This is a genomic window from Bacteroides sp. D22, from assembly GCF_000163675.1.
GTDB lineage: Bacteria > Bacteroidota > Bacteroidia > Bacteroidales > Bacteroidaceae > Bacteroides > Bacteroides xylanisolvens.
Genome location: NZ_GG774815.1, coordinates 36,309 through 60,497 on the forward strand (window position 1 = coordinate 36,309; position 24,189 = coordinate 60,497).

At 43.5% G+C, this 24,189-nt stretch carries 17 protein-coding genes, 1 tRNA gene and 1 pseudogene; 10 read left to right on the forward strand and 9 right to left on the reverse strand.

What is annotated here, in order from left to right; all coding sequences use genetic code 11:
• Both HMPREF0106_RS27925 and HMPREF0106_RS06745 read right to left on the reverse strand, forming a co-directional pair.
• Positions 1 to 209 (reverse strand): annotated as a pseudogene (locus HMPREF0106_RS27925) (transposase); the annotation flags it as partial.
• A gap of 164 nt (positions 210 to 373) precedes the next feature.
• Positions 374 to 447, reverse strand: a tRNA-Met gene (locus HMPREF0106_RS06745).
• A 224-nt stretch (positions 448 to 671) separates the two neighbouring features.
• Between HMPREF0106_RS06745 and HMPREF0106_RS06740 the strand changes: the two genes are divergently transcribed.
• The 4 genes from HMPREF0106_RS06740 to HMPREF0106_RS06725 all read left to right on the forward strand — a co-directional run bounded on the left by HMPREF0106_RS06740 (position 672) and on the right by HMPREF0106_RS06725 (position 5,532).
• Entirely contained in the window at positions 672 to 1,058 is a 387-nt protein-coding gene (locus HMPREF0106_RS06740; protein ID WP_004314575.1) for an START-like domain-containing protein, read from the forward strand.
• A 76-nt stretch (positions 1,059 to 1,134) separates the two neighbouring features.
• A complete protein-coding gene (locus HMPREF0106_RS06735; RefSeq protein ID WP_009040621.1) occupies positions 1,135 to 3,033 on the forward strand; it encodes an LptF/LptG family permease in 1,899 nt (632 codons plus the stop codon).
• A 5-nt stretch (positions 3,034 to 3,038) separates the two neighbouring features.
• Positions 3,039 to 4,256, forward strand: a complete 1,218-nt coding sequence (locus HMPREF0106_RS06730) for a bifunctional 3,4-dihydroxy-2-butanone-4-phosphate synthase/GTP cyclohydrolase II (RefSeq protein ID WP_004309056.1) — start codon at positions 3,039 to 3,041, stop codon at positions 4,254 to 4,256.
• 82 nt (positions 4,257 to 4,338) lie between these two features.
• Entirely contained in the window at positions 4,339 to 5,532 is a 1,194-nt protein-coding gene (locus HMPREF0106_RS06725; RefSeq protein ID WP_004306402.1) for a pyridoxal phosphate-dependent aminotransferase, read from the forward strand.
• Positions 5,533 to 5,786: 254 nt separating this feature from the next.
• Here the strand turns inward: HMPREF0106_RS06725 and HMPREF0106_RS06720 are convergent, their stop codons facing one another.
• Complete coding sequence (locus HMPREF0106_RS06720; RefSeq protein ID WP_002559159.1) at positions 5,787 to 5,957, reverse strand: DUF362 domain-containing protein; 171 nt, start codon at positions 5,955 to 5,957, stop codon at positions 5,787 to 5,789.
• A gap of 180 nt (positions 5,958 to 6,137) precedes the next feature.
• Here HMPREF0106_RS06720 and metA point away from each other — a divergent pair, with 180 nt between their 5' ends.
• Genes metA through HMPREF0106_RS06700 form a run of 4 tightly spaced genes read left to right on the forward strand, consistent with a single transcriptional unit; the run spans position 6,138 to position 10,617 of the window.
• Positions 6,138 to 7,055, forward strand: coding sequence for a homoserine O-succinyltransferase (gene metA, locus HMPREF0106_RS06715; RefSeq protein ID WP_004314573.1), 918 nt, complete (start codon positions 6,138 to 6,140; stop codon positions 7,053 to 7,055).
• Complete coding sequence (locus tag HMPREF0106_RS06710) at positions 7,052 to 8,881, forward strand: peptidase U32 family protein (RefSeq protein ID WP_009040622.1); 1,830 nt, start codon at positions 7,052 to 7,054, stop codon at positions 8,879 to 8,881. The genes metA and HMPREF0106_RS06710 overlap by 4 nt, the downstream gene beginning before the upstream one ends.
• Positions 8,878 to 10,062, forward strand: coding sequence for a hypothetical protein (locus tag HMPREF0106_RS06705; RefSeq protein WP_008025284.1), 1,185 nt, complete (start codon positions 8,878 to 8,880; stop codon positions 10,060 to 10,062). The genes HMPREF0106_RS06710 and HMPREF0106_RS06705 overlap by 4 nt, the downstream gene beginning before the upstream one ends.
• 36 nt (positions 10,063 to 10,098) lie before the next feature.
• Positions 10,099 to 10,617: a GNAT family N-acetyltransferase gene (locus tag HMPREF0106_RS06700; protein WP_004314570.1), complete on the forward strand. Its 519-nt coding sequence runs from the start codon at positions 10,099 to 10,101 to the stop codon at positions 10,615 to 10,617.
• A 532-nt stretch (positions 10,618 to 11,149) separates the two neighbouring features.
• Here the strand turns inward: HMPREF0106_RS06700 and HMPREF0106_RS06695 are convergent.
• The 6 genes from HMPREF0106_RS06695 to HMPREF0106_RS06670 form a co-directional block, all read right to left on the reverse strand.
• Positions 11,150 to 13,615, reverse strand: a complete 2,466-nt coding sequence (locus HMPREF0106_RS06695; RefSeq protein ID WP_032851550.1) for a TonB-dependent receptor — start codon at positions 13,613 to 13,615, stop codon at positions 11,150 to 11,152.
• Positions 13,616 to 13,868: 253 nt separating this feature from the next.
• On the reverse strand, positions 13,869 to 14,471 hold the full coding sequence (locus HMPREF0106_RS06690; protein WP_009040624.1) for a response regulator transcription factor: 603 nt from the start codon (positions 14,469 to 14,471) through the stop codon (positions 13,869 to 13,871).
• A 16-nt stretch (positions 14,472 to 14,487) separates the two neighbouring features.
• On the reverse strand, positions 14,488 to 16,137 hold the full coding sequence (locus HMPREF0106_RS06685; RefSeq protein WP_009040625.1) for an NAD(P)/FAD-dependent oxidoreductase: 1,650 nt from the start codon (positions 16,135 to 16,137) through the stop codon (positions 14,488 to 14,490).
• A gap of 80 nt (positions 16,138 to 16,217) precedes the next feature.
• Positions 16,218 to 17,585 carry a DNA repair protein RadA gene (radA, locus tag HMPREF0106_RS06680; protein ID WP_004315266.1) on the reverse strand — a complete coding sequence of 456 codons (1,368 nt, stop codon included), beginning with the start codon at positions 17,583 to 17,585 and terminating at the stop codon, positions 16,218 to 16,220.
• A gap of 11 nt (positions 17,586 to 17,596) precedes the next feature.
• Positions 17,597 to 18,796, reverse strand: coding sequence for an ATP-binding protein (locus tag HMPREF0106_RS06675; RefSeq protein ID WP_008999047.1), 1,200 nt, complete (start codon positions 18,794 to 18,796; stop codon positions 17,597 to 17,599).
• A gap of 103 nt (positions 18,797 to 18,899) precedes the next feature.
• Entirely contained in the window at positions 18,900 to 19,937 is a 1,038-nt protein-coding gene (locus HMPREF0106_RS06670; protein ID WP_008025258.1) for an asparaginase, read from the reverse strand.
• A 401-nt stretch (positions 19,938 to 20,338) separates the two neighbouring features.
• On the opposite strand from HMPREF0106_RS06670, the gene thrA reads away from it, so the two are divergent.
• Together thrA and HMPREF0106_RS06660 are read left to right on the forward strand one after the other, a co-directional pair.
• Positions 20,339 to 22,774: a bifunctional aspartate kinase/homoserine dehydrogenase I gene (gene thrA, locus HMPREF0106_RS06665; protein ID WP_008025257.1), complete on the forward strand. Its 2,436-nt coding sequence runs from the start codon at positions 20,339 to 20,341 to the stop codon at positions 22,772 to 22,774.
• A gap of 101 nt (positions 22,775 to 22,875) precedes the next feature.
• Positions 22,876 to 24,084 (forward strand): cofactor-independent phosphoglycerate mutase, encoded by a 1,209-nt coding sequence (locus HMPREF0106_RS06660; RefSeq protein WP_009040627.1) that lies wholly within the window; start codon positions 22,876 to 22,878, stop codon positions 24,082 to 24,084.
• Positions 24,085 to 24,189 lie beyond the last annotated feature (105 nt).

Sequence of the window (24,189 nt, forward strand, 5' to 3'; positions counted from 1 at the left end):
TGAACTTCAATCTCAGGGAGGAAACCTTTTGAGTGAAGATGGAGATCAGAGTACTCAGCAGGAATAGTGGCTTTCTCCTCTAAATAAAGAATAAAGCAAGTATCCTGAGAAACATGATTGACTAGGGTAAAGTAATCAAGGATTCCTGAAGGCAAGAACAAGCTTAAAGAAGCAACAGGATCAATCGTTTGGGAAGAGGATGTTTTCATGATGCAAAAATAAGAATTTTAACGCAATCCCCCAAGGTTTCAGACTGAGCCTGTTTAATCTGATTGATATATGATTTGCGTTGGTGTAAACCGGCACCAATTGATGTATAAAAGAAAAAGGCACCCAGAAGTGGAAGCCTCCCAAATGCCTTATTCTTATCAAGTAGCGGGACCCGGGATTGAACCGGGGACCTCATGATTATGAATCATGCGCTCTAACCAGCTGAGCTATCCCGCCATCGTTTCTCGATTGCGGGTGCAAAGATAGATGATTTTTTATAATCTCCAAAACAATTCATAACTTTTTTGTGTTTTTTCTTTAAGAAAGGGTTTGATTTTCCCTATAAACAGGAAGTTTGAAGCTCGATAATGAAAGAATAATTAAATAAAGTGTCTGATTTATGCGGCGTATTTAGAAAAAAGTATTTATCTTGGCACACGTAAAAACAATTCGAAATTGCTATGAAAAAGGAAAAGATTCATTTGGAGTATTTGTTGAATGCAACGTCTAAAAATATTCTTTGGGGAGCTATTAGTACACCGACCGGGTTGGAGGACTGGTTTGCCGACAAAGTTATTTCTGACGATAAAATAGTAGAGTTCCATTGGGGGAAGACAGAGCTGAGGAAAGCAGAGATTATTGCCATTCGCTCTTTCTCTTTTATCCGCTTCCGTTGGCAGGATGATGAAAACGAACGCGATTATTTTGAAATCAAGATGACTTATAATGAGCTGACTAGTGACTATGTGTTGGAAATTACCGATTTCGCAGAGCCGGATGAAGTAGCCGATATGAAAGAATTGTGGGAGTCGCAAGTAGCTAAATTAAGAAGAACTTGTGGTTTTTAGTTAACTTTCAACTAAAAATTTTCGATGCTCCTTTTTTTGTGCTAATTTTGCATCCTAATTGCACGAACCTATTAAGATGCTACGCATAAAGAAATTAGATATATTCATCGTAAAGAGTTTTTTGATGCTCTTTATTGGTACATTCTTCATCTGTCTGTTCATATTCATGATGCAGTTCCTGTGGAGATATGTAGACGAATTGGTCGGAAAGGGATTGGAGATGAGCGTAATGGCTCAATTCTTCTTTTATTCCGCATTAACATTAGTGCCGGTATCGTTGCCATTGGCAGTGCTACTGGCTTCTTTGATTACTTTCGGTAACTTTGGCGAGCGTTATGAATTGCTTGCGATGAAAGCCGCAGGTATTTCTCTCCTTAAAATCATGCGTCCGCTTGCTTTCTTCGTTTGCGGACTTATCGGTGTCTCATTCTATTTCCAAAATGTAGTAGGTCCTATCGCCCAGGCTAAATTGGGAACTCTGATCCTTTCGATGAAACAAAAATCTCCGGAGTTGGACATTCCGGAAGGAGTTTTCTATTCTGAAATCAAGGACTATAATTTAAAGGTAGCTAAGAAGAACCGGAAGACCGGTATGCTATATGATGTGCTGATTTATAGTATGAAAGATGGCTTTGAGAAAGCACGTATTATATATGCTGATTCCGGGCGTTTGGAGATGACCGCGGATAAACAGCATCTTTGGCTGCATTTGTATAGCGGAGATTTATTTGAGAATCTGAAAGCTCAAAGTATGAAATCGGAGAATGTACCTTACCGACGCGAGGAATTCAGGGAAAAACATACCATTATTGAGTTTAATTCCGATTTCAATATGGTTGACGGTGAGATTATGGGTAAACAGTCCAGTGCTAAGGACATGGCGCAGTTGCAGAGTTCCATTGACTCAATGACGGTTGTGGGAGACAGTATCGGACGACAGTATTACAGGGAAGTGGCAGAAGGAAATTTCCGTCCTTCTTATGGATTGACAAAAGAAGATACGATCAAAATAGAAAAGGCGGATATTTATGAATATAATGTAGATAGTCTTTACGAAGTAGCCTCTTTAACGCAGAAACAGAAGGTGATTTCTTCTGCTGTCAGTCGTGCGGAGAACGTGGCTAACGATCTTGGGTTCAAGAAATTCACGATGGAGAACAATGATTATAGTATTCGAAAACATAAGACGGAATGGCATAAGAAGATAACGATTTCACTTTCTTGTCTGCTGTTCTTCTTTATCGGAGCTCCGTTGGGCGGTATTATCCGTAAAGGAGGTCTGGGAATGCCGGTCATCGTATCAGTGTTGGTGTTTATCATTTATTATATCATTGATAATACAGGATATAAAATGGCCCGCGACGGTAAGTGGATTGTTTGGATGGGGATGTGGACAAGTAGCGCAGTCCTTGCCCCGTTAGGAATCTTCCTTACTTATAAATCGAATAAAGACTCTGTGGTGCTTAATGCAGATGCTTATATCAACTGGTTTAAAAAGATTGTGGGAATTCGTAGTGTGCGCCATATATTTAAGAAAGAAGTGATTATTCATGATCCTGATTACGCACGTCTGACGGGTGATTTGGAACAACTTTCGGCAGAGTGTAAAGCGTATGCCGCCAGGAAACGATTGGAAAAAGCACCGAATTACTTTAAGTTGTGGATGGCGAGTGAGGATGATAACGAGGTGATGGCAATCAATGAAAAGCTGGAAGCGTTGGTTGAAGAAATGTCCAATACGAAATCTGCCACTTTGATCGGTGCATTAAACAATTATCCGGTTATTTCCGTTTCTGCTCATGTGCGCCCGTTCCATATATATTGGTTGAATCTGGTAGCCGGAGTCATTTTCCCTATCGGTTTATTTTTCTATTTCCGCATCTGGGCGTTCCGCGTTCGTCTGGCTAAGGATATGGAACGGATTATAAAGAACAATGAACAAATTCAATTCATCATACAGAAAATCAATAAATAAGTGTTATGAAAGAGACTATTAAAATGGATAGAATAGAAGATGCGATTGCCGACTTCAAAGAAGGCAAGTTTGTCATAGTAGTGGATGATGAAGACCGCGAAAACGAAGGCGACTTGATTATTGCAGCTGAAAAGATAACTCCCGAAAAAGTAAATTTCATGTTGAAACATGCACGTGGCGTACTTTGTGCACCTGTCACGGTGTCTCGTTGCAAGGAGTTGGATTTACCGCATCAGGTAAGTGATAATACTTCCGTGTTGGGAACTCCTTTTACGGTTACTATTGACAAATTGGAAGGCTGTACAACAGGTGTTTCCGCTTCCGACCGTGCCGCTACTATTCAGGCGTTGGCCGATCCGACTTCTACACCGGCTACTTTCGGGCGTCCCGGACACATCAATCCGTTGTACGCGCAAGAAAAAGGAGTACTTCGCCGTGCCGGACATACAGAAGCTACGATTGATATGGCTCGTCTGGCAGGACTTTACCCCGCAGGTGCCTTGATGGAAATCATGAGTGAAGACGGAACAATGGCACGTTTGCCCGAACTCCGTCAGATGGCAGACGAACACGGGCTGAAACTGATTTCTATCCATGACCTGATCGTTTATCGCCTGAAACAGGAATCCATTGTAGAAAAAGGAGTAGAAGTAAATATGCCTACCGAACACGGAAAGTTCCGTCTGATTCCTTTCCGCCAGAAATCAAACGGATTGGAGCACATGGCTATATTTAAAGGAACATGGAGTGAAGACGAACCGATCTTGGTACGTGTCCATTCTTCTTGCGCTACTGGAGATATCCTTGGCTCACAACGTTGTGACTGTGGCGAGCAGCTGCATAAAGCGATGGAAATGATCGAAAAAGAAGGAAAAGGTGTGGTGGTTTACCTCAATCAGGAAGGACGTGGCATCGGTCTGATGGAAAAGATGAAAGCATATAAGTTGCAGGAAGACGGTATGGATACCGTTGACGCGAATATTTGTTTGGGACACCTTGCCGACGAACGTGATTACGGAGTAGGCGCACAAATCCTTCGTGAACTGGGAGTACACAAAATGAGACTTTTGACAAATAATCCGGTGAAACGTGTTGGTTTGGAAGCATACGGATTGGAGATAGTAGAAAATGTACCTGTTGAAACAGTTCCTAATCCGTATAATGAACGATACTTGAGAACAAAGAAAGAAAGAATGGGGCATACTTTACATTTTAATAAGTAAATTGCCAATTTGTTTTCATATATCAAATATTATCGCTTATTTTGCAACGATTTTCACTCAACAACAATAAAATAGATACAAAATGAATCAATTATCAGATCGTTTGAACAGCTTGTCGCCATCGGCGACGCTTGCCATGTCGCAAAAGAGCAACGAGCTCAAGGCACAGGGTGTTGATGTTATTAACTTAAGTGTAGGAGAACCGGATTTTAATACTCCTGACCACATCAAAGAAGCTGCGAAAAAAGCCATAGATGATAACTTTTCTCGTTACTCTCCGGTACCGGGTTATCCGGCTTTGCGCAATGCTATTGTTGAGAAACTGAAAAAAGAAAACGGTCTGGAATATACAGCCGCTCAAATTTCGTGTGCCAATGGTGCCAAACAATCTGTTTGTAATACCATCCTTGTATTGGTAAATCCGGGTGACGAAGTTATCGTGCCGGCTCCTTACTGGGTAAGCTACCCGGAAATGGTGAAAATGGCAGAAGGTACTCCCGTAATTGTTTCGGCAGGTATCGAACAAGATTTCAAGATTACTCCGGAACAGCTGGAAGCAGCTATTACTCCGAAGACCAAAGCATTGATTCTTTGTTCTCCGTCTAATCCGACAGGTTCTGTATATACAAAAGAAGAATTGGCCGGATTGTCAGCAGTATTGGCTAAACATCCGCAGGTGATAGTAATCGCTGACGAGATTTATGAACATATCAATTATATTGGTGCACATCAGAGTATCGCTCAATTCCCAGAAATGAAGGAACGTACAGTGATTGTAAACGGTGTATCCAAGGCTTACGCTATGACAGGATGGAGAATCGGTTTCATTGCCGGTCCGGAATGGATTGTAAAAGCTTGCAACAAGTTGCAAGGTCAGTACACTTCAGGTCCTTGTTCTGTTTCTCAAAAAGCTGCTGAAGTGGCATATACAGGAACACAAGAACCGGTAAAAGAAATGCAGAAAGCATTCCAACGCCGTCGTGACCTGATTGTGAAGTTGGCTAAGGAAGTTCCGGGATTTGAGGTAAACGTTCCGCAAGGTGCTTTCTATCTGTTCCCGAAATGCGATGCTTTCTTTGGAAAGAGTAACGGCGAACGTAAGATTGCAGATTCGGATGATTTGGCAATGTACTTGCTTGAAGAAGCTCACGTGGCTTGTGTAGGTGGTGCCTCTTTCGGTGCTCCTGAATGTATCCGTATGAGTTATGCTACAAGCGATGAAAATATCGTAGAGGCTATCCGTCGTATCAAAGAAGCATTGGCTAAGTTGAAATAAGAGTTCACCGCAGATTACACAGATTGACACAGATTGAAAAGAGATTGTCTGTCTGAAAAATATTAGATTAATAAAATCATCCTTACTACAGTATGCAGTAAGGGTGATTTTTTGTTTAAGGAACTTCTTTGTATTTTTCTATCCGTTTGATTGTGAATTAATCTGTGTGAATCTGTGTAATCTGTGGTGAAGAAAGAGCAATAAAAAAGGCTGCCTTCCATAGAAAGCAGCCTATACTCTTTTTGTAACTTGTATTATTCAGCCGGGTGAATTGCTTCAGACGGACAAACGTCTGCACAAGTACCACAGTCAGTACATACATCTGGGTTGATAGAATAGATATCACCTTCAGAGATAGCTTCTACCGGACACTCGTCAATGCAAGTTCCGCAAGCAATACAATCGTCACTAATTACGTATGCCATTTTTCTAAGATTTAAATTATTAGTACTAATTTCTCCGGCAAAAATAAGGCTTTTATTGATTGGTTGTTATGCTTCTATGTTTAAATTGACTTAATTTGTACGTCTTCTAAATAAGCTACCTCCCTATAATCTGCTATATTTTTCGTATTTTTGCACTCAAATTACTAATATATAGCGATTATGCCTTTAAATTTACCCGATAAACTACCTGCGATAGAGCTTTTGAAGGAAGAGAATATTTTTGTGATCGACACTTCCCGCGCTACGCAACAGGATATTCGTCCGCTACGGATTGTGATTCTGAATCTGATGCCGTTGAAAATTACAACGGAAACAGACTTGGTGCGCTTACTCTCCAATACACCTCTTCAGGTGGAGATTTCATTTATGAAGATCAAGAGCCACACGTCAAAGAATACGCCGATAGAACACATGAAAACGTTCTATACGGATTTCGACCAGATGCGTCACGAGAAGTATGATGGTATGATTATCACCGGAGCTCCTGTAGAACAGATGGACTTCGAGGAGGTGACCTATTGGGATGAGATTACGGAAATCTTTGATTGGGCACGTACGCATGTCACTTCTACCTTATATATATGCTGGGCTGCGCAGGCCGGATTGTATCATCATTATGGAGTTCCTAAATATCCGTTGAAAGAGAAGATGTTCGGTATCTTTGAACATCGGGTATTGGAACCTTTCCACTCCATCTTCCGTGGTTTTGATGATTGTTTCTATGTGCCGCATAGCCGTCATACAGAAGTACGCAGGGAAGACATTCTGAAAGTTCCGGAATTGACGTTGCTTTCCGAATCGGAAGATGCCGGTGTCTATATGGCAATGGCACGGGGCGGTCGTGAATTCTTTGTCACGGGACACTCCGAATATTCTCCGCTGACACTGGACACGGAATACCGTCGCGATCTCGATAAAGGCTTGCCGATAGAGATGCCCCGCAATTATTATATAGACAATGATCCTGAAAAAGGCCCGTTGGTACGTTGGCGTGCTCATGCTAATTTGTTGTTCTCCAATTGGCTGAACTACTTCGTTTATCAGGAAACACCTTACAACATCAACGATATTCAATGATAAAGCAGCGTAAAATAGAACTTCTCGCTCCGGCGAAAAACCTGGAATGTGGCATTGAAGCTATCAATCATGGGGCAGATGCAGTATATATCGGTGCTCCGAAGTTCGGTGCCCGTGCGGCGGCTGTGAACTCATTGGAAGATATTGAAGCATTGGTGCAGCATGCCCATTTGTATCATGCACGTATTTATGTCACGGTCAATACGATTCTGAAAGAAGAAGAGTTGAAAGAGACGGAGGAGATGATTCATGCACTTTATCGGATTGGCGTAGACGCGCTGATTGTGCAGGACATGGGGATCACGAAGTTGAATCTTCCTCCGATACCGCTTCATGCCAGTACACAAATGGACAACCGTACACCGGAAAAAGTAAAATTCCTTTGGAAGGCGGGTTTCCGGCAAGTAGTCCTGGCGCGGGAACTATCGTTGCGTGAAATAAAAAAGATACACGAAAATTGTCCGGAAGTGCCTTTAGAGGTATTCGTACATGGGGCACTTTGTGTCAGCTATAGCGGGCAGTGCTATGTCAGCCAAGCCTGTTTCGGTCGTAGTGCCAACCGGGGAGAATGTGCGCAATTCTGCCGGTTACCTTTTAGTCTGGTAGACGCGGACGGGAAAGTGATTGTCAAAGACAAACATCTGCTTTCCCTGAAAGATATGAATCAAAGTGACGAACTGGAGCAATTGCTGGATGCCGGAGCTTCCTCGTTCAAGATAGAAGGGCGGCTGAAAGACGTTTCTTACGTGAAGAATGTAACGGCCGCTTATCGTCAAAAGCTGGATGCCATCTTTGCCCGTCGTCCGGAATATGTAAGGGCTTCTTCGGGTACGTGCAATTTCGAGTTTAAGCCGCAACTGGATAAGAGTTTCAGCCGTGGATTCACACATTATTTCCTGCATGGACGTGACAAAGAGATTTTCTCTTTCGACACTCCCAAGTCGTTGGGCGAGGAGATGGGGACTGTGAAGGAGATTCGCGGCAATTATCTGACGGTTGCGGGACTTAAATCCTTTAACAATGGAGACGGTGTTTGTTATATCGACGAACAGGGACGTTTACAGGGATTCCGCATCAACCGGGTGGACAGCAACAAACTATATCCACAGGGAATGCCTCGCATCAAGCCTCGTACCACATTATATCGTAATTTCGACCAGGAATTTGAACGAGTGCTTTCCCGTAAGTCTGCCGAAAGGAAAATCGCAGTGCGAATGTTGCTTGCCGACCATCATTCCGGTTTCTCTTTGACATTGACTGACGAAGATGATAATAGCGTCACAATCACCCTTCCACGTGAAAAAGAGCCGGCCCGGACTCCGCAGACGGACAACCTGAAAACGCAACTGTCCAAATTGGGGAATACGCCTTTCGAAGCAAAAGAAATAGAAATCTCTTTTACCGACAACTGGTTTCTGCCGGCTTCGGTATTAGCCGATTTCCGCCGGCAGGCAATCGACCGGTTAATAACTGCCCGTCGAATCAATTACCGTCAGGAATTGTCGGTATGGAAGTCAACCAATCATGCTTTTCCACAAACGACGCTAACCTATCTGGGAAATGTCATGAATACTCGTGCAGCCTCTTTCTATCAGGAGCATGGGGTTCAACAGGTAGCAGCGGCTTACGAAAAAGAAGCGGTGGAAGATGCGGTACTGATGTTCTGCAAACATTGTTTGCGTTACAGTATGGGATGGTGTCCCATCCATCAACGGGTACGTTCACCTTATAAAGAACCCTATTACCTGGTGTCAAATGACGGCAAACGTTTTCGTCTGGAATTTGATTGTAAGAATTGTCAAATGAAAGTAAAAGCGGCTCAATGAGAATCATTATTCACAATTTTCACCACAGTTTTCACCACAGAGGACGCAGAGGACACAGAGGATATAGTGGAGGTAACATCTTCACTCATTCTTCTGATACAGACTGTTTGAGTGTTTTTTGGAAAAAGTGTAGAAAGTTTTTCTCTTTACCTTCTTTCCCCTTTTTACCCTCTTTATCCTTTTTATCCTCTGTGTCCTCTGCGTCCTCTGTGGTGAAAATAGTGATGAAAACAGTGATGAACCTCCTACTATGTTTACTTTTGCTCTCATCTTGTTATTATAAAGCACCGGCTTTGGATTCGGAAGAACTGTCGAAGAAGACGAAAGACTCGTTGACTTACTTGTACGAACGGCATTATACATGGAATACAAACTTGGAAGTAGTCGATGATTCCATCTCTTTGGAATGTCTTCCGATAAAAGATACTTTTATTCAGTTGAATAAAGGGGATAGGGTAGTGGTGGCAGAGTTTGCGGTTCACCCTGCCGATAGTGTAGACAGTGTTTGGGTGAAGCTGGCTCACACACAGGATGAACAGGGCTGGATACGTGAAAAAGAACTCAAGAAGTCATTTGTGCCGACTGATAGTATTTCGCAGGCCATTCATCTTTTCAGTGATACGCATGCTTCTTATTTCATTATCATCTTCGCTTTATTCGTCGGTGTATATCTGTTTCGCGCTTTTCGTCGAAAGCAGTTGCAGATGGTCTATTTTAATGATATAGATAGTGTTTATCCGTTATTTCTCTGTTTGTTGATGGCTTTCAGTGCAACGATTTACGAATCGATGCAGGTCTTTGTGCCGGAAACGTGGGAGCATTTTTATTTCAATCCTACTTTGTCGCCGTTCAAAGTTCCTTTTATTCTCTCTGTCTTCTTGTTGAGTATTTGGCTGTTTTTGATAGTCGCTTTGGCGGTGCTGGATGATTTGTTCCGACAGTTGACTCCCGCTGCAGCTATCTTTTATCTGCTGGGGTTGATGTCTTGTTGTATTTTCTGCTATTTCTTCTTTATCCTGATGACACATATTTATATCGGTTATCTGTTCCTTGCCTTTTTTATGCTGGTTTTTGCGAAGAAAGTCCATCGGAACATTGGGTATAAGTATCGTTGTGGGCGTTGTGGGGAAAAGTTGAAGCAAAAAGGTGTATGCCCCCATTGTGGAGCTATCAATGAGTAATTTTATTATCTGTTTTATTCTTGAATAACTTTTCAAATGATGGAAATCAGATCTACCGAAATAAAAGATCTCCCTTTAGTGATGGAGATTTATGACTATGCCCGTGCCTTTATGCGTGCAACCGGAAATACTACTCAATGGATTGACGGTTATCCTTCTGAAGTATTGATTCGTCAGGAAATTGAAGATGGACATAGCTTTGTCTGCATAGATGAACAGGGAGAAATTTTGGGGACTTTTTGTTTTATCTTGGGAGACGACCCTACTTATCAACAGATTTATGAAGGAACATGGCTCAATAATGAACCTTATGGAGTGATTCATCGGCTGGCAACGAACGGAAAACAGAAGGGGGTATCGGAAACCTGCTTGAACTGGTGTTTCGAACGTTGGCCCAATCTCCGGGTAGATACTCATCGGGACAATAAAGTCATGCAGCATATATTGACGAAGTATGGCTTTCAACGTTGTGGTATCATTTATGTAAAGAACGGTACAGAGCGTATCGCTTATCAAATGACGCGTGTGTCTGATGGAACAGAGAAACTTGCTTAATCGTGGTGGAGTGTAGTTGAAGTGTATTAGATGTAGACAAGATAATCTTAGATATAAGCAAACCAATAGGAAACTGTAGGTAAAGTAATGCCAGGACACCGGTATAGTTCCGTTAAGATGCCGGTATAGTTGTGTGAAGGTACCGCTATCTTTACCTTCCCACGGCCGTGGTGACTTCTTCTCACAGCCGTGACGAGATCTCTCCACGGCCGTGAAGAGAAGCTACCACAGCCATGGAAAGGTAAAGATAGCGTAGGGTTAAGAGAACAATGCCTATTGGATTAATTAAGTATAACGACTTTATAATGCATACTTCATAGAGGCATACGTTCTTCTATCACGTATTCCATGCCATCAATCTATAAGAGACAGGCTGACAATAAAAGTCCGAATCTTTTATTGTCAGCCTGTTTTTGGGTTATTGTCAGCACTTATTGTCAGGTGTCAATGGACTGATAATCATTGTTCTATATGGATAAAATCTTTAGCTGACAATAAAATGACTAAATAATATCTCTATGAGTGAAAATGATTAGAACCGGCAGCGGAGATCTACTCCAAATTGCATTGGGCGTCCTTTTTGCATAAAACCTTTGTTCATTGTTTCGAAATAGAAGGCGGCATATTCTTTATTCAAGAAGTTGCGTGCCCAGAAACTAATCATTGCGTCACCGATTTCCAGATTCGTTCTCCAGTTGAGTGTGCCATAGAAAGATTGGCTGACATCGTTTTGTTCAGTCCAGTAGATACGTCCGGCAGCGTTATAATTAGCTTGGAATACAACCCGGTCGAAGATAGAGCGCGGACTGCAGGTGATGGCGTATTCTCCTCCGATATTTAAGGTATGTTTGGGGACAAAGGGAACATATTTGCCATTATAATCTGCGGTTACTTTAAAAGTGCCGTCTTTTTGCTCTTCGGTGATTACATAATCCGTAAAGGTGGCATACGTATATCCGTAACTGACATTCAGGCTAAGTTCTTTTGTCACACTGGCACGAAGGGCTGCTTCTGCACCATAGCTACGGCTTTTTCCTGCATTGATCGTGATACGTCCCAGACCACTTTCTGCAAATTGGGAGAGTTGTTGGTCGCGGGTATCCATATAGAATGCTGCGACGTCAGCCCAAAGTCTTCCTTCCCATAGAGTAAGGTGACTACCTACTTCGTAGTTCCACGAATATTCGGGTTTGTAAGTGGTGGACGCTTTTACATCAATCTCTTTTGTAGGTACCATTTGGTTCATCATATTAATGATGGTTTTTCCCCAGGTGGCATCTTGCCCTATTGTTGGACTTTCTTTGATGGCATTCATCATCGAATTTTTCAATTCTGTTTGTGATAAGTCAGAGAACATTTGGATGTTATATCCTCCCGAACGATATCCCCGGGTGACGGTGGCATAAACGTTATTTTGATTCTTCCATTCATATTGAATAGCAAATTTGGGTAGGAGCTGTACATAATCAGTAGAGAGCTTGCCAACGAAAGAGGCAGGGGCTTTCATATTCTGATCAGACAAGTTTATTTGGTTGGGTCCCATAGCTAAGTGAAAATCAAAACCAAAGTCGATAGGAGTGCTAAGAGAATTATACTTCATACTGATTTTCTCGTAATCGAGCCGGAGGCCGGCTGTAACGGACAGTCCTTCTATGAACAAGTTGTTGAAAGTAGACTGATGATAAAGTGCACCGCTAAGAGTCGGGGTGTCGAAAGTTCCTCCTACGCTTAAGGTCGGGTTGTGCACAGTCATTCCCATGGTGGGAGCTCCGGGTTTGGCAGATACTTCTTCAAAAGCTGCATTGGCGTTGTTTTCAATGACCGACTTCACTCCTTCTTCTTTAAACAAAACAGGTCCCGTAGTATGCAGCCATTGATAGAATCCGAAAGCTCCCGTAGCCCACTGCCATCTTTTTCCGGGTTTGGCTTTCAACACAATCTCTTCGGAAATGGTGTTTGCACGTTGCTTTTGCTCAATATTGAAAATATCTCTTTCTGTGAAATCCTGATCGAGAAACATACGGTCGTTCAGGTTCTGATAACCTGTCACGGCACTTAATATAAAGTTGTTGGCTTGATATTCGATGTTAACACCGGAGTTGAGCAATCCACGGCGGTAACTGCTGCGGTCGTTATATGAAATCTTACCGATATGATCTGCCCGGTCTTCTGTCATTTCTTTACCATTTTCTTTCGCTTTAGCTATTGCACTGGGGGTAATCCCGGTATAGTAATACGGATATCCGCCCTGATCGCTATATTCATAGCTAAGGGCCATATCTATTTTCAGGTTCGAACTAGGCAGGTAAATACCACGGAAACGTCCGCCACCGGCATTGCTCTTGTCTACCTTTTCGTTGTTTCTTGCCGAATTTTCAAAGAAGCCACCTGTGTGTTCGTAGAAACCTCCGGTAGAAAAGGCGAAGCGGTCGGATGTCCGATGATAGTGGGTGAGTGACACATTATAATTATTGTAGGTCGCTGCTCCCATGCGGATATCAGTACCTTGATAAGTGAAAGGTGATTTTGTGTGCACTTTGATAAGTCCTCCCATCGTATTACGTCCGTAGAGAGTACCTTGTGGTCCTCGGAGAATGTCAATACGTTCGATATCAGCATAGTTGAAGTCGAAAGCGGATTTGTCGATATAAGGGATGTTGTCTACGTAAAGTCCTACGGACGGAGTGTTGATACGTGAGCCGATTCCACGGATATAAATGGAAGTGGTCAGTTTGGAACCATAATCGGGGATAAACAGATTAGGGACGATGCCTGTCAGGTTTTTCACAGAGTTCACCTGATTGGCACGCATATTATCTTGTGATAAAACAGTGGCTGCCACCGGTAATTCACGCAACTTACGATTCTCTTTCGGAGTGGCAATCACTACCACTTCTTCGATGTCTACTATTTTTAGTGAGTCTTTCGGGAAATCTTCTGCCCATGCTGTACCTGTCGTCAGGAGCGTGAGGGCAATCATAATATTCTTTGTCTTCATCTGCTGTTAATTTGTCTGCTGCAAAGTAACGGCAAATATAGACAATGGTCAATCCTCATTTATTAGGATTTGTTTCACCACAGTTTTCACCACAGAGGACGCAGAGGACACAGAGGGTATAGTGAAGGTAACATCTTCACTCATTCTCTGATACAGACTGTTTGAGTGTTTTTGGGAAAAAGTGTGGAAAGTTTTTCTCTTTACCTTCTTTATCCTTTTTATCCTCTGTGTCCTCTGCGTCCTCTGTGGTGAATCAGATTCGATCCGCTTCTATATACCCGTTCATTACCGCATAAATAGTCAGTCCGGAGACGGACTTGATACCTAATTTCTCTGTGATATTTTTCCGGTGAGTGATGACGGTGGTCAGGCTGATATTCAGTTTATCTGCTATTTCTTTGTTGATTAATCCTTTGGTTATCAGTACGAGCACTTCTATTTCACGGGAAGATAGAATTTCCTGATGAGGCTGCGTCGGAGGCATGGATGGCATGTCTTTCACCGGATAACCGTTGTGGTGGGCGTGTTGGTGGAGTTTCAATATATTTTTCACCAACTCTTCCTCGGATTCATGGATGTTGAGTACAGGCACGCCGGACAGTTGGAATTGCGGACTATCGCTTGCCAATACAATTGTTTTTCGTTTCCGGGGGAGAAAGAAAGCATTGTGCTCCACATAAATCTGTGCGGAAATGAAATAATGGGCATACATATCCGGCGTATCGTCCATCAGTTCACTGAATTGATGGAAGGTGCGTATGGTTGCCATAGGAATCATTTCCTCCAGGATTCCTTTCAGGCCAAGGCAAGTAAGGGTGTTGGATTCAATGATAGCTATTTCGGGTTGATGATTCATTTTCATGTAGTTTTAGTTAACGATTGAAATAATTGGCTACCGCTTCCGCACACCGTTCTCCATCCACTCCGGCAGAAACAATCCCTCCGGCATAGCCTGCACCTTCTCCGCAAGGAAATAATCCGCGAACGGTTGTATGTTGCAATGTCTCTTTATCGCGTACGATGCGGACAGGCGAAGAAGTACGTGTCTCTACGCCGATCATCACCGCTTCATTAGTGAGGAAGCCATGACTGTAACGTCCGAATTGCTGGAAACCGAGAGATAATCTTTTGCTGATAAACTCCGGCATCCAGAAATGAAGCGGAGAAGAAATCAATCCCGGACTGTAAGAAGATTCGGGTAAGTCGTAACTCAACTTCTTGCGGGTGAAGTCCTGCATACGCTGTGCCGGTGCTGTCTGCCTTCTGCCTCCTTGCAACCAGCATTGGCGTTCCTGTTCTTCCTGAAAGTAAAGGGGAAGAAGTTGAGAGTTGAGAGTTGAGAGTTGAGAGTTATTTAGAGATGGGTTAAGAGCCAGTAGCTGTTCATTTCGTTGCGCAGCTAACTCTCCATTCTCTACTCTCCACTCTCCACTTATTAAATCTTCCGGTTGCACTTCCACCACCATGCCCGAATTACTCCATCGCGAGCCACGATTAGAAGGAGACATTCCGTTTACTACCACTTGCTCCGGTCCGCTGGCAGCAGGAACAATGAAACCGCCGGGGCACATACAGAAGCTATACACTCCTCTGCCTTCAACCTGTGTGACGAAGCTATATTCTGCGGCAGGCAGATACTTGCCTCGCCCCTCCTTATTATGATATTGTATCTGATCGATCAACATTGCCGGATGCTCCAAACGGACACCGACTGCAATGCCTTTCGCTTCAATTGCCACATGATTCGCAGCCAGCCAACGATATACATCTCTTGCCGAATGTCCGGTTGCCAGTATCACAGGTCCGAGAAAAATCTTTCCTGTATTTGTTTCGATACCCTTTACTTCGTCATTCTCGATAATCAGTGCCTCCATTCGTGTTTGGAAATGTACTTCTCCGCCACACTCGATGATGGTATTCCGCATATTTTCAATGACACGTGGCAACTTGTCTGTCCCGATATGCGGATGCGCGTCTACTAATATCGCCGTAGAAGCCCCATGCTGGCAGAATACATTCAATATCTTATCTATATTTCCTCTCTTTTTGCTCCGGGTATAGAGTTTCCCATCCGAATAAGCTCCTGCACCGCCTTCGCCAAAACTGTAATTCGATTCCGGGTCAACCGTGTGTTCCCTGCTGATTTGTGCTAAATCTTTTTTCCGCTCGCGTACGTCTTTTCCGCGTTCGATAACAACGGGACGTAACCCCAGTTCGATGAGACGCAGGGCTGCAAATAGTCCGCCGGGACCTGCGCCCACGACAATCACTTGCGGCTTTCCCTCTACCTTATTATATATAGTATGCTCGTATTCATCATCTTTAGGCATCTCACGGATATAAGCTCGTACCTTCAGATTGACAAAGATAGTCCGCTGCCGTGCATCGATGCTCCGTTTCAAGATTCGGGTAGCAGTGATGTCACGCAGGTTCAAACCTTTTTCTTTAGAAAGATATTCTTTTAGTTTCTGTTCGTTTGCTGCGATTTCGGGAAGGATGCGGAGTTGGTATTCTTGTATCATTTAGTTATTGTTGATATTATTTTTGACTATAAAATTGATAAAGCGGATCATTTATTTATCAGTGACTATTTATCAGTGCCCTATCCGAATAGAGCTCTGAATGCTTCTTCTACCTTTCTCACCGGAACTAACTCGATCTTCAGTTTCTTAGTGTCAATCCCTTGCAAATTATATTTTGGCAACAAGAACCGTTTAAAACCCAATTTCTCGGCTTCACCGATACGTTGCTCTATTCGATTTACAGGACGTATCTCTCCCGACAGTCCGATTTCTCCCGCCATGCAAACTTCCGGCTCAATGGCTGCGTCCATATTGGACGAAAGGATGGCACTGATAACCGGCAAGTCGATAGCCGGGTCATTCACCTTCAGTCCTCCGGCAATATTCAGGAACACATCTTTCTGTGCCAGCTTAAATCCGACACGCTTTTCGAGAACAGCCAGCAGCATATTCATTCTTCTTAAATCGAAACCGGTTGCCGAACGTTGAGGATTTCCATAAACAGCAGAGCTGACCAAAGCCTGTGTCTCGATCAAGAACGGGCGGATCCCTTCGATAGCGGAAGCAATAGCCACTCCACTCATTCCCTCATGATCCTGACTAAGCAAAAGCTCGGAAGGATTATTCACCTGGCGCAACCCATCCTGACGCATTTCATAAATCCCTAATTCTGCCGTACTGCCGAAACGATTCTTGATACTGCGCAGAATACGATACATATAATGCTGGTCGCCTTCAAATTGAAGGACGGTATCGACGATATGTTCCAATACTTTAGGTCCTGCAATACTTCCTTCTTTATTAATATGACCGATCAGCAACACAGGGGTATGCGTTTCTTTCGCGAAACGAAGAATAGATGCCGAACACTCTCTGACTTGCGCAATACTTCCGGGAGATGATTCGATACTCTCGGTGGAAATAGTCTGTATAGAGTCAATAATCACTAAATCAGGATTCGTATTCTTGATATGCACATAAATTTGTTCGAGCGAAGTCTCACAAACAATCAGGCAATCGCTGGAAGTATCAGAGAGACGGTCGGCACGGAGTTTAAGCTGTCGTGCACTTTCTTCACCGGACACATAAAGGATTTTCTTTTCCGGCATGTGCAGTACGGTCTGCATGACGAGCGTGGATTTACCGATTCCCGGCTCACCGCCTATCAGGACAAGAGAACCCGGCACAAGTCCGCCACCCAATACGCGATTCAATTCATCATCGTGCATATTGATGCGTGGCTCGTCGTCCGCTTCAATATCGCTAAGTGCCAGTGGTTTGGGTTTCTGTGTTTCAATGCCCGACACCGGGCGGCGGTTGGTAGGTTCTTTCCGTACGATTTCTTCAACATACGTATTCCATTCTCCACACGACGGACATTTACCCACCCATTTCGGTGAATCCTGTCCGCAATTACTGCATACATATACGGTTTTCTCTTTTGCCATATTCTCTTTCTTTAATATAAAAATCCGAATGCCCAGAGTGGAATCTTATTTCCGGCCGAATATTCAATATCATCTGCGGCAATAAATGCCTGTTTAGTGTTAGCTATCTGTTTCCCGTCTTTGCTTTTTCCGCCAACTTCTATTGTATATTTACTGTCTATCGTATAGTCTGCACTACGCGTGCAATATTCCACACGATGTTGATAGGCGAGTTGGTTTACCATGAATACCTCTCTCAATGTTCCTTTGTTTACATCTTTAAAGGTCAATGCATAAAGCAGGTTAGTATTTTCCATATAAATCTTATCCGGTTTTTGTAGCTTTTTGATAGAGTCATTATCCGAATAAAGAAGGTGGATTAATTTAGCTCTGTCCAGATACTGTAAATAGGCCAAAATAGTAGTGCGTGAAAGTTCTGCCATAGCAGAGAGTTTAGTGATGTCCACCATGAAAGGCACTTCGGAGGAGAGGATTCCCAGCAGACTTTTTAGTTTTCGCACGTTACTGATGTCCACTCCGCATTGCTGGGGAAGTTCGATTTCGAGTATCAGGTTGGCTATATTTTCGATACGTGTGTAGTATTCCGCATTTCCTTCCAAATAAAAAGGATAGTATCCATGTTTCAAATAGTCTTCAAAATAGGCGAGGGGACGGCATTGGGAGTTCACTTCATTACAAATTCCATCACTATTGTCCAATATCTCTTCCAGCGTGTAAGGGCGGATGTCAATCTGATGGTATAAATTCAGATATTCACGGTAGGATAGCCCTTGCATATTATATGATATGCATCGACGAGACAAGTCGGCCTCTGCATTCAGCAGTTGGAGTAAGGATGACCCGGTGAATACTATTTTCAGTTCAGGAAACTCATCATATATATTTTTAATTTCCTTGCTCCATGACGGATATTTGTGCACTTCATCCAAGAACAGGCATTTACCTCCTTTCAGGTAAAACTGTTCGGCGAGTTCGCTAAGAGAATGCTGTGTGAAATACAGACTATCTAAACTTGTATATAAGGCACTTTGGCTATCATTGGCATAATGAAGTTTTAAGTATTGAAGCATTAAAGTTGTTTTCCCAACTCCGCGAGCTCCCCGGATAGCAATCAGACGGTTATCCCAATTGATTGTATTCATCAGGCTTCTGATATAGGTTGTGGAAGTAGCTGTTAATAACCTTTTGTATCTTCTGATTAGTGTATCCATATCTTTATTTGTTTTCTATGGAATACAAAAATAGGCATAATTTGTTCAACGCGCAAAACAAATTCAGATAAAATCTGTTCAATGCGTAAAACAAACAGGGAATTTACAGAGTTATCTCTCCTGCCATCGAACGGTTCATCCGGTCGCGCACCTCGTCCGCTGTATATCCATGTCCCAGTAAGAACATTAATTTCGTCACAGCAGATTCCGTCGTACTGTCATATCCGGAGACAACACCTGCCTGCAACAACTGGTAGCCCGTTTCATAACGTTCCATCTCTACCATTCCTGCGCTGCATTGCGTCACGTTGACAATCACAATTCCACGTTCGCTGGCCTGACAAAGCCGACGTATGAACCATTCCTTCCGGGGAGCATTTCCCGAACCGTATGTTTCGAGCACGACAGCCTTCAATCCGTCAATCCCCAGAATGGCGGCAATCACATTTTCCTGGATGCCCGGGAAGAGTTTCAGTACCACAACATTGGTATCTAGCAGATAATGAGGCTTCAATTCCCGCTCTTCACCATTTACGTGAATCTGCACATTATTATATTTGATATGGATTCCGGCTTCCGCCAATACCGGATAATTGAAAGAACGGAACGCGTTGAAGTTTTCCGCATTCATCTTGGTCGTGCGGTTTCCCCGCATCAGATGATTTTCAAAGAAGATGCACACTTCCGGTACGAGCGCCCTCCCTTCCTTGTTTTGTGCGACGGCAATCTCGATGCTGGTCATCAGGTTTTCCTTTCCGTCCGTGCGAAGTACACCTATGGGAAGTTGTGAACCTGTGAGGATAACAGGTTTATCGAGTCCTTCGAGCATAAAACTTAATGCGGAAGCAGTGTAAGCCATTGTATCCGTTCCGTGCAGGATGACGAAGCCGTGGTAGCGGTCGTAATTTTCATGAATGATGCGTACCAGCTTCCGCCACATATCCGGTTCCATGTCCGACGAATCCATTGGAGGATCAAACTGATAGGTGTCAATCGGGAAGTTGAACTTTTGCAGTTCGGGGATATACTTTTGCAGTTGCTCGAAGTTAAAGTTCTCCAGAGCACCCGTCGCGGCATTCTCGATCATGCCAATTGTTCCACCGGTGTATATTAGCAATACGGAAGTATTTAATGGATTCATAAGCTGATTTTGTGCGATTGTTTTCGCAAATATAATAATATATTTGATATATAAGTAGCAAAATGTCATAAAAGTAAAGGCGAATGACAGGACGAATAGAAGACGGAAGATTCTTTTTATCAGAAAAAAACCGAAAAAAGTGATAGATTGAACGTTTTTATTATTACTTTTGCGACACTTATCAAAAACAAGAGTAGAAACAAGGACTATGATGAAGTACTATCCACATACAGTCACATCCATGTGTACCATGACCCTTAGGGGTTAATGGATAGTTTTTGTGTATCTACGTGATTCACGCTTGTATAAGCAGGCAAAATTCAATTTCAATTTTATTCGTAAACAACCAATCGTTCTGTAAAAAGTAAACTGCAGGACATTGCATTTAAATAAGTATCTTCATGAAAGTAATGAAATTCGGCGGGACGTCCGTAGGTTCCGTGAACAGCATTTTAAGCGTAAAGAGAATTGTAGAGTCGGCAAGTGAGCCGGTAATTGTAGTTGTTTCCGCATTGGGAGGCATCACTGACAAATTGATAAATACATCAAAGATGGCGGCAGCAGGAGATTCAGCATACGAGGGTGAGTTCCGCGAAATCGTTTACCGTCATGTGGAGATGATTAAGGAGGTGATTCCTGCCGGAGAAAAGCAAGTGTCGTTGCAACGTCAGATTGGCGAACTGCTGAACGAGTTGAAGGACATCTTCCAGGGAATTTATCTGATTAGAGACCTTTCTGCTAAGACCTCGGATACAATCGTCAGCTATGGTGAACGCCTTTCATCCATCATCGTTACCGAACTGATTGACGGAGCAAAATGGTTCGATTCGCGCACTTTTATCAAGACCGAAAGAAAACATAGTAAACACACGTTGGATACTGACCTGACTAATAAGTTGGTGAAAGAGGCTTTCCAGTCTATCCCTAAAGTGTCACTGGTGCCGGGATTCATCTCTTCGGATAAAACGACAGGAGATGTGACGAACCTCGGACGTGGTGGCTCGGACTATACGGCTGCCATTATTGCTGCGGCTCTGGATGCGGCAAGTCTGGAAATCTGGACGGATGTAGACGGGTTTATGACGGCTGACCCGCGTGTCATTTCAACTGCTTATACCATTACGGAATTGAGTTATGTAGAAGCGACCGAACTTTGTAACTTCGGTGCAAAGGTGGTTTATCCGCCGACTATCTATCCCGTATGTCACAAGAATATTCCTATTCTAATAAAGAATACCTTCAATCCGGACGGAGTGGGAACGGTTATCAAACAAGAAGTTTCCAACCCGCAGAGCAAGGCTATCAAAGGTATTTCCTCCATCAACGACACCAGCCTGATTACTGTTCAGGGACTCGGTATGGTGGGTGTGATCGGTGTAAACTACCGCATCTTTAAAGCATTGGCTAAGAACGGAATCAGCGTATTCCTCGTGTCGCAGGCTTCATCGGAAAACAGTACTTCTATCGGTGTGCGTAATGCCGATGCCGACCTGGCTTGTGAAGTGCTGAACGAGGAATTTGCGAAAGAAATAGAGATGGGCGAGATTTCTCCGATTCTTGCGGAAAGAGATTTAGCTACTGTTGCTATCGTAGGCGAGAATATGAAACATACCCCGGGTATCGCCGGTAAACTTTTCGGTACGCTGGGACGCAACGGTATTAACGTAATTGCCTGTGCACAGGGAGCTTCGGAAACAAACATCTCTTTTGTGGTCGATTCCAAATCTTTGCGTAAATCCCTGAATGTCATTCACGACTCTTTCTTCCTCTCCGAATATCAGGTACTGAACCTCTTTATCTGCGGTGTCGGTACAGTAGGCGGCAGCCTCGTAGAACAGATTCGTTGCCAACAGCAGAAACTCATGATGGAAAACGGATTGAAACTCCATGTGGTAGGTATCATTGATGCTGCCAAAGCAATGTTCAGCCGTGAAGGTTTCGACCTTTCTAATTTCCGTCAGGAACTGTTGGAAAAGGGTAAAGACAGTAGTCTGCAAACCATCCGCGACGAGATTATCGGAATGAACATCTTTAACTCCGTTTTTGTAGACTGTACGGCCAGCGCCGATATCGCATCGCTTTACAAAGATTTCCTGCAACACAATATCTCTGTGGTAGCAGCCAACAAGATTGCCGCTTCTTCCGCTTACGAAAACTATCGTGAACTGAAAACAATTGCCCGCCAACGTGGTGTGAAATATCTGTTCGAAACAAACGTAGGTGCAGGTCTTCCGATTATTAACACGATCAACGACCTGATTCATAGCGGCGACAAGATTCTGAAGATTGAAGCAGTGCTTTCAGGCACACTGAACTACATCTTTAATAAGATCAGCGCCGATATTCCTTTCAGCCGTACCATCAAAATGGCACAGGAAGAACGCTACTCCGAACCGGACCCGCGTATCGACTTGAGTGGAAAAGACGTCATCCGTAAATTGGTGATTCTGGCACGTGAAGCCGGATACCGTCTGGAACAGGAAGATGTTGAAAAGAACCTCTTTGTCCCCAATGACTTCTTTGAAGGTTCTCTGGAAGATTTCTGGAAACGTGTTCCAAGTCTCGACGCAGACTTTGAAGCCCGCCGTCAGGTATTGGAGAAAGAAAATAAACACTGGCGTTTCGTTGCCAAACTGGAGAACGGAAAAGCCTCTGTCGGCTTACAGGAAGTAGGCGCCAACCACCCGTTCTACGGCTTGGAAGGCAGCAACAACATTATCCTGCTTACTACAGAACGCTATAAAGAATATCCGATGATGATTCAGGGATACGGCGCCGGCGCCGGAGTAACAGCTGCCGGAGTATTTGCCGACATCATGAGCATCGCAAACGTTTAATTAAATGAAGAACTAAAAATGAAGAATGAAGAATTACTATGCAGCGTAATGGTGCAGCCAATTCTTCATTCATCATTCTTCATTCTTAATTTTCAAAAGAAATGAAGCATATCATTATATTGGGAGACGGAATGGCCGACTGGCCAGTGAAGTCATTAGGGGACAAGACGCTCCTGCAATATGCGAAGACGCCATATATGGATCAGTTAGCCCGAATGGGGCGTAACGGCCGCCTGATTACTGTGGCGGAAGGTTTCCATCCGGGTAGTGAAGTAGCCAACATGTCTGTGTTGGGATATAATCTTCCGAAAGTGTACGAAGGTCGTGGACCGCTGGAAGCTGCCAGTATCGGCGTGGATCTGAAACCGGGCGAGATGGCAATGCGTTGTAACCTGATTTGTGTGGAAGGAGAAATTCTGAAGAATCACTCCTCCGGACATATATCTACAGAAGAAGCAGACGTATTGATTCAATACCTGCAAGAGAAACTAGGCAATGACCGCGTACGGTTCCACACAGGAGTCCAGTACCGTCATCTGTTGGTTATCAAGGGAGGAAATAAAGAATTGGACTGTACTCCTCCGCACGATGTTCCTTTGAAACCTTTCCGCCCATTGATGGTGAAACCATTGGCCCCGGAAGCACAAGAAACGGCAGACCTGATTAACGACCTGATTCTAAAATCACAGGAACTGTTGAAGAATCATCCGTTGAATCTGAAACGTATATCTGAAGGTAAAGACCCCGCCAATAGTATTTGGCCCTGGAGCCCCGGTTATCGTCCGCAGATGACTACTTTCTCCGAAACTTTCCCGCAAGTGAAAAAAGGTGCGGTGATTTCGGCAGTCGATCTGATAAACGGAATCGGTTATTATGCCGGATTACGTCGTATTGCGGTAGAAGGGGCAACCGGCCTGTATAATACGAATTATGAAAATAAAGTGGCTGCTGCATTGGAAGCCTTGAAAACCGATGACTTTGTCTATCTTCATATCGAAGCCAGCGATGAGGCCGGACACGAAGGAGACATCGACTTGAAACTTCTCACTATCGAGAATCTGGATAAACGTGCCGTAGGACCTATCTACGAAGCAGTGAAAGATTGGGATGAACCGGTAGCAATAGCCGTATTGCCTGACCATCCTACTCCCTGCGAACTTCGCACGCACACTTCCGATCCTATCCCGTTCCTTATCTGGTATCCGGGAATTGAGCCGGACGAGGTGCAAACTTACGACGAAGTATCTGCCTGCAATGGTAGTTACGGTGTGTTGAAAGAAGACGAGTTTATTAAAGAATTTATGAAATAATGTTCACCACAGATTACACAGATTCGCACAGATTTAAAGTGATAAGAGACTTTTGTATTATGTAATAATAGAGAAAATATCTGTGTAAATCTGTGTAATCTGTGG